Origin of the sequence: Pectobacterium peruviense, from assembly GCF_003312355.2 — a bacterium.
Lineage (GTDB): Bacteria > Pseudomonadota > Gammaproteobacteria > Enterobacterales > Enterobacteriaceae > Pectobacterium > Pectobacterium peruviense.
Map to the genome: position 1 here is coordinate 162622 of NZ_CP161826.1, position 12320 is coordinate 174941.

The 12320-nt window shown below is 50.4% G+C and carries 14 protein-coding genes; 12 read left to right on the plus strand and 2 right to left on the minus strand.

Annotation, left to right across the window (positions count from 1 at the left end; all coding sequences use genetic code 11):
• The first annotated feature begins 146 nt into the window (after positions 1-146).
• The 9 genes from DUT67_RS00705 (at position 147) to DUT67_RS00745 (ending at position 6137) form a co-directional block, all read left to right on the plus strand.
• Positions 147-419, plus strand: a complete 273-nt coding sequence (locus DUT67_RS00705) for a Cox family DNA-binding protein (protein WP_039541990.1) — start codon at positions 147-149, stop codon at positions 417-419.
• Position 420: 1 nt separating this feature from the next.
• Complete coding sequence (locus DUT67_RS00710) at positions 421-657, plus strand: hypothetical protein (protein WP_113632516.1); 237 nt, start codon at positions 421-423, stop codon at positions 655-657.
• Positions 654-851: a phage filamentation protein Fil family protein gene (locus DUT67_RS00715; protein ID WP_113632515.1), complete on the plus strand. Its 198-nt coding sequence runs from the start codon at positions 654-656 to the stop codon at positions 849-851. The genes DUT67_RS00710 and DUT67_RS00715 overlap by 4 nt, the downstream gene beginning before the upstream one ends.
• Before the next feature lie 38 nt (positions 852-889).
• Positions 890-1093 (plus strand): hypothetical protein, encoded by a 204-nt coding sequence (locus tag DUT67_RS00720; RefSeq protein ID WP_145984879.1) that lies wholly within the window; start codon positions 890-892, stop codon positions 1091-1093.
• A gap of 78 nt (positions 1094-1171) precedes the next feature.
• Positions 1172-1405, plus strand: a complete 234-nt coding sequence (locus tag DUT67_RS00725) for a DUF2732 family protein (RefSeq protein ID WP_113632514.1) — start codon at positions 1172-1174, stop codon at positions 1403-1405.
• Positions 1402-2244 (plus strand): Dam family site-specific DNA-(adenine-N6)-methyltransferase, encoded by an 843-nt coding sequence (locus DUT67_RS00730; protein ID WP_113632513.1) that lies wholly within the window; start codon positions 1402-1404, stop codon positions 2242-2244. Before DUT67_RS00725 ends, DUT67_RS00730 begins: the two co-directional genes overlap by 4 nt.
• Entirely contained in the window at positions 2237-2503 is a 267-nt protein-coding gene (locus DUT67_RS00735; RefSeq protein WP_113632512.1) for a hypothetical protein, read from the plus strand. The genes DUT67_RS00730 and DUT67_RS00735 overlap by 8 nt, the downstream gene beginning before the upstream one ends.
• Entirely contained in the window at positions 2503-5031 is a 2529-nt protein-coding gene (locus DUT67_RS00740) for a replication endonuclease (protein ID WP_113632511.1), read from the plus strand. Before DUT67_RS00735 ends, DUT67_RS00740 begins: the two co-directional genes overlap by 1 nt.
• 113 nt (positions 5032-5144) lie before the next feature.
• Complete coding sequence (locus DUT67_RS00745) at positions 5145-6137, plus strand: hypothetical protein (RefSeq protein WP_211027432.1); 993 nt, start codon at positions 5145-5147, stop codon at positions 6135-6137.
• Between the two features lie 410 nt (positions 6138-6547).
• On the opposite strand, the gene DUT67_RS00750 is transcribed toward DUT67_RS00745, so the two are convergent.
• A complete protein-coding gene (locus DUT67_RS00750; RefSeq protein WP_113632508.1) occupies positions 6548-7615 on the minus strand; it encodes a phage portal protein in 1068 nt (355 codons plus the stop codon).
• A 2-nt stretch (positions 7616-7617) separates the two neighbouring features.
• Positions 7618-9330, minus strand: coding sequence for a terminase family protein (locus DUT67_RS00755; RefSeq protein ID WP_113632507.1), 1713 nt, complete (start codon positions 9328-9330; stop codon positions 7618-7620).
• A 146-nt stretch (positions 9331-9476) separates the two neighbouring features.
• Here DUT67_RS00755 and DUT67_RS00760 point away from each other — a divergent pair, with 146 nt between their 5' ends.
• From DUT67_RS00760 to gpM, 3 genes are read left to right on the plus strand one after another with little or no spacing between them, the layout of a single operon-like run.
• A complete protein-coding gene (locus tag DUT67_RS00760; protein ID WP_113632506.1) occupies positions 9477-10322 on the plus strand; it encodes a GPO family capsid scaffolding protein in 846 nt (281 codons plus the stop codon).
• A gap of 34 nt (positions 10323-10356) precedes the next feature.
• Positions 10357-11406, plus strand: a complete 1050-nt coding sequence (locus DUT67_RS00765) for a phage major capsid protein, P2 family (RefSeq protein ID WP_113632505.1) — start codon at positions 10357-10359, stop codon at positions 11404-11406.
• 51 nt (positions 11407-11457) lie between these two features.
• Entirely contained in the window at positions 11458-12267 is an 810-nt protein-coding gene (gpM, locus tag DUT67_RS00770; RefSeq protein WP_113632504.1) for a phage terminase small subunit, read from the plus strand.
• Positions 12268-12320: the final 53 nt, after the last annotated feature.

Here is a 12320-nt window from a genome sequence, read left to right on the forward strand (position 1 = left end):
TCGAATGTTGGTTGCATTTGGGATCATATTAATTCCTTGAGTGGTTGGCTGATTGTTCGCACTTGAAGCCTACCACAACCCACGCGCCGGACGTGGTGAAAAATTCCGGCATACATTCCATTAATTAATAATAGGGAGTCAAAATAATGACTGATGGTGTTTATGAGGTTCGCTATCCAGTTGACGCTGTGCCGTATCAGAAGTTTGCAGAGCTAATCGGCAAATCTGACGCAGCAGTAAAAGGGATGGTTGATGCGGGCAAACTGCCGCTGGTTCCGTGGGTTAACCCAGAAAACCCAAACCCGCGCCGCGCGGAAAATTGGGTATTTATACCGGAGTTCAATCGCGCAATGCGTGACGCGTACATGAACAGACCGAAAGAACAGCGTGATGCCTGGCTGTTGTGGCTGGGGCTGTAATATGGGGGGAGATAATAAAGGGCTGGTATTTTCAGGTATTGATCATGCGTTAATAAAATTAAGCGAACATACCAGCATTTATCGCGGCTTTTCTATTATTCGCTGCCCAAGAACGGCAACTAATCCAATAACTCGCTATCGCATCAGTCAAGGCGATCAATCATTCGGGCTATTCGATGCGTTAGGGCAAGCGACTTCTTATATCAACGAACTGCACGGCATGAGAGGTTCAGCATGATTAGCACAGCGCGTTTATTAAAAGAAAAATCACCATCCCCGCAGCAAGAAAAAGGTTGGTTGGAATTACCAAACGGCAAGCGTTTCCAGCCAACTCCCGCCCAGGATTATTTTGCGCCGTGGAGCAAAAAGCCCTATATGCCAGCGCCTAAAAAGCGCCGCTGGTTCGCCCGCCTGATGGGTATTGCGGCATAACGCCGTAACTGATTAAGAAGCCGAGAGAGGCAAGAGTTATGACTGAAAGTCAGTTGTGCTATGTGCTAGGAAGAATAATCCCCGAAATGTGCGAACGCGGCTTTTCAATAAAAACGGCCAGCGGGGAATTGTCTCTTGATGGTGAATCAGAAGCACAAAAGCAATTTATTTTTCAATTAAAAAGAGAGTTTGAAAACCGATTGATTGAAGTCAGTCGAAATAAGAGATGCGGCGTTTTTTAATTTCAAATAGCCACCTCGTAAATTAATTAAAGGCGTAAACCCGCCGGGCTTTCTATTACCTGAAAAAAGGAAATCACGATGAGAAATGCAGAAGTTAAAAAGATGCAAGTAGCTGGCAGTGATGCGCTTGTCGCTTTGCTGGGTAAGGCACGTCTGGAGGAAAAAAAAGACCAGCACTGGTCTTTCTCTCAACGTCTGGCAGCGCTAGCCCTCCACGCACAACAAAAAGAGTATTCCGCCGCAGAAGTTATCGAATTGCTGCGCAAAGAGGCTGAACGGTTTGAACAATCGTCGCAGGACATAATCGTATGATCCGCCCGTTCATCAAATGGCCAGGTGGGAAAACCCGCGTCCTGCCTGATTTGCTGCCGCTTCTGCCAAAGGGTGACCGGCTGTTTGAACCCTTTGTCGGCGGTGCGTCTGTGTTCCTGAATACCGACTATCCCCGTTATGTGCTGGCTGATATTAACGCCGATCTGATTAATACATATCAGATGGCTAAGAATGCCACTCAGGCATTTATCAACACTGCGAAAGAGTTATTCAAAAACGGTAATGGCAAGAGCGAGTTTTATCTCAACCGGAACATGTTCAACGCCATATCAGATGATGAACACCTGCTAAAGGCCGCTTTATTCCTGTACCTGAATCGTCATTGCTTTAACGGTATTTGCCGATATAACAACGCTGGTTTTTTTAATGTCCCATTCGGAAACTATAAAAAACCTTATTTCCCAGAAGCAGAGATAAGGCTATTTGCAGAGAAAGCAAATGACACCACAACCTGTTTTATTGCGGAAGATTTCCGAAAAGTGCTGGCCGCGAAAGCGATAAACGAAAACAGTGTTATCTATTGTGATCCGCCGTATCTGCCCGCCAGTGACACGGCCAATTTTACGCAATACCACCATGCTGCATTTACCCGCGAACATCACATCCAATTGGCTAAGTACCTACGACACGTTCGTTACGAAACTGACGCGGCAGTAGTTATTTCAAATAGCGATACACCCGCCACGCGGGAGATTTATCAGGGGTTTGAATTCCATGAAATAGCTGTACAGCGCTCTATCAGTGCTAACGCGATTACTCGCGGTGCAGCCAAAGAAGTGATCGGCGTGCTGAAGGCAGGGAGATTGCGCAATGCCTAACCCTATCGTTATTGATGTAGATGAGGCTTGTGGCGCAGATACAACGATTTATGCAGTAGTTGAGAGCGTGTTGGATCGTTGGAAAATGCACGATTTTTGGATTGTTAGCTTTATAGCCTTCGATGTCTATAGCGGAGACTCTATCCATAATCAATTTTTCTTTGATACGGCGAGAGAGGCGTACAAATTCAAGGCGGGGCGTGCAGTCACATGGCGGTATGACGTTATCGATTGTGATGATGATGAGTTGCCGTTCTGATGGTTGCATATTCTGAACAGTGGGCCTATCCGTGGAATGCGCCACGTCCAGCGATCTCCATACCACAGGGGATCGCTGACTCCTTTTCTCCTCCTGCCACAAATACCACCGAGGCACACCCAGCAGTTGAGCAACACCTTAAGCGGCTGGTATCACGCGCTGCTTTCTCCGATCTGGATTTTGATCAGGCCGTCGCGAGGCTGGACTATTTCGAGCCTAACGCAACGTTACTGACGATGCGCCGCCAGTTCGCAGAGGCTGAGCGGGACGAGCATCATGCGATGTTGCAACACTGGATGGAAACGCCAGAAGGTGTTGAAGGGCGCTTGCTGGAACAACCGTTTTTTATCCGTGACACATACAGGAAAAAAATAGAATGGCTGCGCGCGAACCGCGAGCCGCGACACGTCAGCGCCTTTTTCATGGGAACCGTGAAAAAAGCCCTGCTGCGTCTGGATGCCGTGCGTGCCAAGCAAGGTGTGCGCGATGGTTTCACGTCAGAGCTTGCCAGTTACTGGCGCGCACGCTGGCAGCATTTGGCAGAGTTTACGAAACATGAGGCGATTAACGCCGGTCATGCTATCGCAGCCAGCATCGCGGAAATGTTTGAAACCGAATGCGGCAACACTTTGCCCGCTGATATGACCAACGACGAGATCCAGGCGCTTTTCTGGCATCTGGGGCGTGAAGTGCTGGCGCTACGGGTAACGCCGCCGTGTTGGGGCGTAATCATCGGCGATAACGAGTCACGAAACCGTATTTATTCCGCCATTCTGCGTATCACAAATGCTGATTGGTGGGGGCGTAAATTATGGCGTTTGCGTTGTGAATGGCGTGAGAACCAGTTCCGCGCCATCGGCGTGATCCACAAAAAGCGCATGCCTTACGTCAGTATTGATGCGCTGAATCAGTGGCAGGAGCAACGCCGCAAAAACCGCGAGTTCTTTAAGGCGCATGAACTGGTTGATGAAGACGGTAACGTCGCGTCGCTGGAAAACATGGTGTACGCCAGCGTTAGTAATCCGGTTATTCGCCGTCACGAACTGATGACGCGCATGGCAGGCGTTGAAATGGTTGCCATATCGCGTAGTGATGAGGGTGTTTTTCTTACTATCACTTGCCCGTCGCGCTATCACGCCACAATTCAGAGCGGTCATCAAAATCCCAAGTGGGATACCTCATCACCTCGGCAGGGGCAGCGTTATTTATGTAAGACGTGGGCTAAGGCTATGTCGAAACTGAACCGACGTGGCCTGCGTCCGTATGGCTTTCGCGTTGCGGAACCGCATCACGACGCTACGCCGCACTGGCACGTATTGCTATTCATGCCGCCCGAAGACCGGAAAGAAATCACTGAAATTCTGCGTGAATACTTCATCGCTGTAGACCGCGCTGAGTTGGGACGTAATACCGGCGCACGCTTTAAAGCGAAGCGTCTTGACCCCAAAAAAGGCAGCGCTACGGCATACGTCGCGAAATATATCAGTAAAAATATTGATGGTTACGCGTTGGATGGAGAATTGGACGGTGAAACCGGAAAGCCTCTGCGCGAAACCGCAAAGTTTGCGATGGCTTGGGCGTCTCAACATAACATCCGGCAGTTTCAGCCGTTCGGCCTGCCACCAGTCACAGTCTGGCGCGAGCTGCGCAAACTGGCGAACCAACTTACCGCAGTACAGAAAGAAGCCGGAACCTTCAAGCGCGGCGCTTCTCAGTTAGCCGATCCGGCAATGGATGCCGTGCTGGCATCTGCGGACGCAGGTTGTTTCGCTACTTACATCGAAAAGCAAGGCGGCGTGCTGATCCCGCGCGAGTTATACACCGTGCGTATAGCGTATGAGGAAGCCGACGAGCAAAACGACTACGGCGAGACACCAGAAAAAATCTTTGGTGTTTTCTCCCCGCGTTTGGGTGAGCTATCGCGCATCTGTACCCGTCTCGTTAAGTGGAAAATCCGCAAAAAACAGGCAGCAGACGCAGGCGCTAATAATAGCGCTGGGCATGGTTTGGCTGTTACGTCGCCCACCGGCGACGCTTGGAGTTCTGTCAATAACTCTACGGGCGACGAAAAAGTAAGCATTTCCGAACCCGCCAATAGAGAGATTGGCAGTACGTCAGAACCAGAAAACATCGACTTTGAGCACATGACCGACGCGGAGCGGCGTGGTTTGCTCAATCGACTTCGATCACAGCCGCCGGATCGGCGACATAGCCGACATAGCGAACACTCGTCCACAACTCAGCCCCATGAAACGACTGAAAAACAGACTGTTAGTAAACGGTCGGACGACTGGCGCGCCAGCATTGCCGATTTCGCCCGTTCACTGGGCTGGGATATCAGTGCCGGTGAGGTACAGCGGCTGGAAATGGGCAGCGCAATCACGCTCGCGGGTTATTCCTACATTGCCAGCTCTGACGGTTATCTGTATCGAACGCCGACGAGTAAGAAAAAAGACGAGGAATATCAGGATAGAGCGGCGGCACTGCTGCACCGGATTGCCACGTTGAGTACAAAGCTATTGAGGTGAAATTATATATTGACATTTAGTGATAAATGAATAATAACTTAATTTGATTATAAATAACCAAATTTGATTATAATCAGAATTCAACTATCACTCACTACATAAGGTTGTCACTCATGGACATTGCAAGACACATAGACATCTATTACGGCGGAGTACAAGCTAAGTTTGCTAAAGAGCTGGGAGTAAATCCTCAGCAGGTTACAAAATGGATTGCGAATAAGTACGTTATTATCGACGGCATCATTTATAGCCCCCTTAGAAGCATGGAGCAATTTTCGAGAAGTAATGAGTCTATAATAGATGGAAAACATGCGGTTAACATCCTCATTGAGGCTACCAAAAAACTCAAAAGAGCATCATCAGCAAATGTTTCTGAATTCAGAAGTTTTAAGCATGAAATAGAAGTTGAATGTCATGATGAGACTACATACAAAGAGTTGGAAAAAGAAGTAAAAGAGACTCAGAAGTCTATCGAACCGTTTTTAGAACTGCTTAATTACCATTCCCGTCTTTCAACAGTGATTGTTGAAACTGAAAATTATGATCCACAGAAAGATGTTGTAAAAGTGGTAATTAAAGACTCCAACCCACAAGGATTTGTACAAAACATATACCGTGACCTTTTCATTTACTCTTTGAGAAGTAGAGGCTTTCAAGCAATGCAATGGGGAGATTCCTTGAGAAGCATGGAGCAATTTTCGGGAAGTGATGAGTCGACAATAGATGGTAAACATGAAGCTCACATCTTGATTGATGCTGCTAGACACCTCAAAAGAGCATCATCAGCATTTGTCTCTGAATTCAGAAGTTTTAAGCATGAAATAAAAGTGGAGTATCAGTTCGAATCTAGATACGAGGATCTGGAAAAAAAAGTAAAAGAGACTCAGGCGTCTCTTGAACCGCTTTTAGAACTACTCAATTACCATTCTCGTTTTTCAACAGTGATTGTTGTCATCGAAAATTATCCACAGGAAAATGTTGCAAAAGTGGTAATTAAAGACTCCGACACACAAGGGTTTGTACAAGACATATACCGTGATCTTTTCATTTACTCTTTGAGAAGTAGAGGCTTTCAAGCAATGAAATGGGAAGATTCCTTGAGTTGAAAACAGCCGGCGCATAGCAAAATGTACATAGTCGTAAGAAATGCACAACCCCGCACACCAATGCACAAATTTATTGATGCTATTATCCCCTTCCCGCACCAGATCTGGCGCGGGTTTACCCCTGCTGCACAACTGCATAAAAACGCACTATTTTCGTGTGCGGGCGTGGCGGGGGAACCCTCGCGCGCTGAGGGGGATAAGAGGGGTATGTTGGTTCATATGCTGCTGCATCCTCATCACGTCGCTATTACGCTGTATCGATCTCGGTCAATCGCGGCGTTGTTCGGTTATTGATGTGCTTAAAATGGCATTCATGCGCTTTTACGCAGATGTAAAAAAACCGGGCAACCTTGCGGCTGTCCGGTCTGCTGTTTGATAGCTAGGTGAATGGTTTTGAATGACTTTCGCGGTTACATTGCACCTTCGGCCAGGGCATAAGGCTTGAACCGAAGTACCTCGATCCCCAGCCAGTCGTTAAGCTCTTTCAGGCTTTCCATTATCGGCATGAGTTCGTTGATGGCGAACACCTTCGCGGCTTTCTCCACGTCACCAAATCCCCCTGCATTGTTCGGCATAATCCCCATTAAGTTGGGCGGTACACGGTGCGCGGCTAACATATCGTCGCGGGTTGCATCTTTAATACCGGTAAATTCATCTTTGGCCGCAATCTGGCTAAACGGCAGGATTTGCAGGCCGTCCTTCTTCCCGCCTGCCGCGTAAACAAACAGGTTCTTAAATGCCCCGCCACCACGTGCATCTTTCAGTGACTTCTTCAGTTGCTCGACGTCGGCATTGTTAGTTATGGGATCGGTGAGGTAAACGATCACCCCTGCATGGCTACCGTTGATGTAGTAATTACGCCGGAACAACGTGGCTTCACCGTTCAGCATCGCTGATTGGATCACCGCCATATATTCCGGTGTGCCGTATATCTCTTGGTGAATGCTGGGGCTTTTAACGTGGAACACGCTGCCTGGCTCGAATTCGTGATCGTTGGCGTAGTACGTCACAAACCAGTACTGATCCAGATTCTCCCCGCGTCGGGTGTACTTTGCATGGGTGTGCTTTAGCTTCAGCGGTTGGCCGATGCGGTTCTTTCTCAGTTCCAGATAGGCATTACCGAACACCAAAAAATCGAGTACAAACGCGTTGGCATCCTGCCGCGATAACAGCGGGTGCGATTCGTAGCAGGACATGATGACATTGCGCTTGAACAGTATCGGTGACTGATGATGCACGGCAACGTCAAACATTCGCGCCAGACCGTAGGTGCTGATCGGTGGCTCATACCAGCGGCCATTTCTGGCGCACTCCATGCAGTCCAACAGGTCGCGTCTGTCCATGATGGGTTGTGCATCGCCAAACGAGAAAGACTGTAGTGACTCAATCGGCTGTTGGATCAATTCCCCCGTTGCGGGGGCCTGTGCGGCTGGGGTGCGTAGATTGGCCGTGCGCGGGTGCTGTTTCTTACGTGACATGGTTAAAATTCCTCAACAAATCCATCATTACCGCCCGACTCGCTGCCGATTGGTTCATTGTGTAACGCGTGCATGGTTGCCCAGGCAATGTCACCGTGGCTGCTGCCTTTTGTTCTGTCTGATGCATACGACGTCATGCCGCCCTGCGTAACAAATTTCCGTACCGTCATGAAGGAACGGGCCAGCTCCATCATCCCCGCGTCATACTCAAAACGCCCCGCGCGGATCAGCATTTGGGCTTTCAGTACCAGTTCACGTTTCACGCTGGGCGAGTATTGATATTTCACGGCGGCGGGGAAAAACTTAACGACAAGCTGATGCACGGCGCTGCCGTTGCCGGTGCTATCAATGCCGATAAACTGCACGTTGTATTGGTGGGTCAGTTCTTTGATGACCTCAGCCTGTTTTTCAAAGGTCATGCCGCGTAATTGCCGTACCTCAATAACGCGGAACTTACCGCCAGGAACGGCGGGCGGGGACACGATAGACAGGCCTGCGCTGTCACCTGTGCCGCTGTCGCCGCTCGGATCGTAGCCTATCCATACGGGGCGGTTACCTAACGGCCGCTGCGTGTAGGGTCGCCAGTCCGGCCAGACATCATCGTTATAGCCATCAACACCGCAGTTAATCAGCGCGGTATAGTCAAAGGCACGCTCACCGACGCTGACAAAGCGGCACGCGTAGAGATTTTCAAAATCGTCGGGGCTGTTTTCAGATTTAATTTCATCCAGATCAACCAGGTCAAAACCTTGCTCTAACGTGTCATGAATGGTGACGATCTGCCGCCAGATATTATCGCCGCACAACAGCCCTTTCTTTAGAACCTTGTGGGTGACGTCGATTTCTACCCGTTCCGCTTTAGGGCGGCTTTTGTTAAAGAAATCCCCTGTCCAGAACGTGTAGGCTTCATGTTCTTCACTGGATGGTGTAGAAAAGTACGTGCGGCGCAACCCTTTTTGCGTCGCCATCCCCGCCGCGACTTTACGCAGGTTAAGAAAGTTGCTAACCCAAAAGAATTCATCAAAGTACAGATTGCCGGTATAACTCTGTGCGGTTGCCGCTGACGTGCCGAGGAAGTACAGCGTTGCGCCGTTCGACAGCACTATCGCGTCACCGCCTTTCAGTTCCACGCCAATGCTGGACGCCAGCAGTTGAATAAACCGCTTGAACTGGTATGCCTGCGCCCGACTGGCCGACAGAAAGATTTGGTTCGTGCCGGTTTCCAGCGCATCTAACAGCGCCTCACGAGCAAAATACCAGCTCGCGCCTATCTGGCGGCTTTTCAGTATCGCGCGATTACGCTGCTTGCGTTTTTTGTACCAGCGTTTTTGATGCTCGTAGAGTGATTCCAGTACCAGGGCGCGCAACTCTGCGATCTGTTCGTCCGTAAAATGGTTCTTCGGCGCTTTCTTCCGTGTCTCCTTTTCCTGATCTTTTCGTTCATCGCGTGAAAAACGCGCCATCTGACGGCCTAACAGGTCGATGGTTTTAAAGTCATGCGGCGTGAGGTCGTCTTTCTCTATCAGCCGTAAATAGCGGACTTCCGTGCGCTCCTGTGCCCGCTGGATCGGCGTGCTGTCATCCCACTTATCGCGCCGTCGCCATGAATAGAGCGTGTTGTTGCTCACCCCCAGCCGCTGAGCGATTTGAGGGATGCTATAGGCCTGCCAGTAAAGGCTTTTGGCTTCTGTGCGGATATCGGGAAGTAGATTCATACATACAGGCTATCGCGCCCGCGCGCGGCAAAATATCGGCTCCCGTTGTCGTGGTTCCGCAACAACCCGCACCGATAGCGCCTGTGCTGAAGCATGGTGATGATAGAGGTATCAGACAGACACCCTGTTATCACCGGAGCATTACCATGCCGATTTCAAAACCGTTTCTTGCCGCTGTTGAAGGCGCGACCTGCGACGGGCGCACTCTTGAACGTGCGCACATTTCGCAGATGGCGAAAAACTTCAACAAACAGGTGCGCGGTGCTCGCGTGAACCTTGAACACATTCGCGGTTACTCGCCAACCAGCGATTTTCGGGCGTATGGCGACGTGGAAGAAGTGAGTGAATTTGAGATCCAAGACGGGCCGCTTAAAGGCAAGTTAGCGCTACAAATCAAGATTGATGCCACTGATGACATGGTGGCATTGAACACCAAGCGCCAGAAGATTTACCCCAGCATTGAAATTCACCCCTCTTTCGCTGACACCGGTGAGGCCTATTTGATGGGGCTGGGAATGACAGACGATCCCGCCAGTCTGGGCGTCGGCATTCTGGAGTTTAACGCCAAGTGCGGCGGCAAAGGCCCGCTGGACGGGCGAAAAACTAGCCCTGAGTGTTTCTTCACTGCCGCAGATACGCCGATCACGCTGGAATTTGAAGACGATGCGCCAAATGGCGACGCTGGCCGAAACTTCTTTTCCCGCATCACCGAGCTGCTAACCGGCAGTCAGCAACGATTCAGTAAAGAAAACGGCGAGCTGAAGCAGGCGGTTGAACTGATCGCCAAAAGCCAACGTGAACTGCTGGATAAAACCGAAACATTCAGCGCGTTACAAGCGCAAAACACCGAGCTGAAAGGCAACGTGGAGACTCTGAATAAGTCATTAACCGAGCTGAAAGAACAGCTTGCCGGACAGGATGGCAACTTTAGCCAGCGTCCTCCAGCCTCCGGCGGCAATCAGCAATCCAATGTCGTGTTAGCTGACTGCTAATCACCCTTTAAACCGAACATCGCAGGAACCTAACATGAAGAACGAAACCCGCGTTTTGTACGACGCTTACATTAACCGCCAGGCCGAGCTTAACGGCGTCCAACCTGATCACGTTACCAAGCAGTTCAGTGTTGCGCCGTCAATCCAGCAAAAGCTGGAAGATAAAGTTCAGCAATCCAGCGAGCTGTTGCAAAAAATCAACATCACCGGTGTATCCGATCAAGAGGGGCAAAAGCTGGGGTTAGGTATCAGCGGCCCTATTTCAAGTTCGAACACATCAAGCACCGATCGACGTGAACCGAAATCGGTTCACACGATGGATGATGATAAATTTCGCTGTGAGCAAACCAATACGGATACCTTTATCAGCTATCCGCAGTTGGATATGTGGGCCAAATTCCCCGACTTTCAGCAGCGCATTAGCAATCAGATCATCAAACGTAAAGCGCTGGATCGCATCATGATTGGTTTTAACGGTACGTCGCGTGCCGCTAAATCCGACCTGGCAAACAACCCACTGTTGCAGGATGTGAATATCGGCTGGCTGGAAAAATACCGCCTCCATGCATCACAGCGCGTGATGAAAAACATCACTGTCACCAGTCGTGATGATGAAAATAAAGTCATCGCGAAGGGGGATTACGGCAACCTCGACGCCGTGATCTATGACGCCGTTAACTCGCTGCTGGATGAGTGGTTTAAGTCATCACAAGATTTAGTGGTCATTTGTGGCCGTCAGATCATGGTCAGCAAAGAATACCCGCTGATTAACGCCATCAATACCAACAATCCTAACTCTGAATCGTTGGCCGGTCAGTTGCTGGTATCGCGTAAGGCTATCGGCAATCTGCCAACCTTCATTGCGCCGTCTTTCCCTGATGGCAGCATGTTCGTGACCCCGTTTAGCAATCTGTCGATCTACTGGCAGGAAGATAAGCAGCGCCGTGCCGTGCGTGATGAACCTGAGCGCAATCGTATTGCGACCTATGAGTCATCCAATGACGCCTATGTCATTGAAGACTATGGCACCGGATGCCTGATTGAAGGCATTACGTTTGCCGCGGCAGCACCGGCGCAAGGCTAATTTCAACGGCAAGCAGGCCAGATAACACGCGGCCTGCATCAAGGGGGCATCATGCTGACACCCGCGCAGCGACATTTTCAAACTGTCATGGCCCAGCGCCACGGCAAATCAAACGGCGGTGACGTTGAGCACACCGCCTATGAACAGCAACTGCATCGGCTGAGGATGGATAAATCCCGTTTAAGCCAGGTTCAGTCTGATGCGACAAAGGCCGAGCTGAAACGGGCGCTGTTGCCTGATTATCAGGGCTGGATTAATGGCGTCTTGGCAGCAGATAGCGGCCAGGCTGATGCCGTGCTGACCACGATCATGATCTGGTCGATTGATGCTGGATTGATTAGCGATGCACTGCGTATTGCTGGTTATGTTCTGCGCCATCGCCTGCCAATGCCGGATCACTATAAACGCACGGTTGCTACCGCATTGGTTGATGAGATTTGCGATCCCGCACTGGCAGCATTTAAGGCTGATGCCAGTCTTGCGCCACTATCCGCAGAGCTGCTGTTGCAGTTGGAACAGCTGACAAATGGCGAAGACATGCCGGATCAGGTGCGCGCCAAACTTTACAAGACGTTGGGCTACACCCTGCGCCTGGATGCTAACGAACTGAGCGCCGCGCGTGACTGGTTGCAACGGGCTGTCACTTTGTTTGATGGGATCGGTGTTAAACGCGATATCGAGCTACTGGGGCGGGCGCTCAAGAAAGCAACTGAGCCAGAGGCAGGGGCAGGAAATGCGGACGCCCTACCTACGCCACCTGCGGATAAACCCGCAGCCAAAGCAACGAGAGCGCCGCGTAAATCGACAGCGGCGAAAGCATCACGAACTACGACACCACGCGCCAGAAAAAGCGCGTCGTAACCGAACGTGCCCCCGCGCACCAGGCGGCACGGCGTAATACGGGCAATTTATTG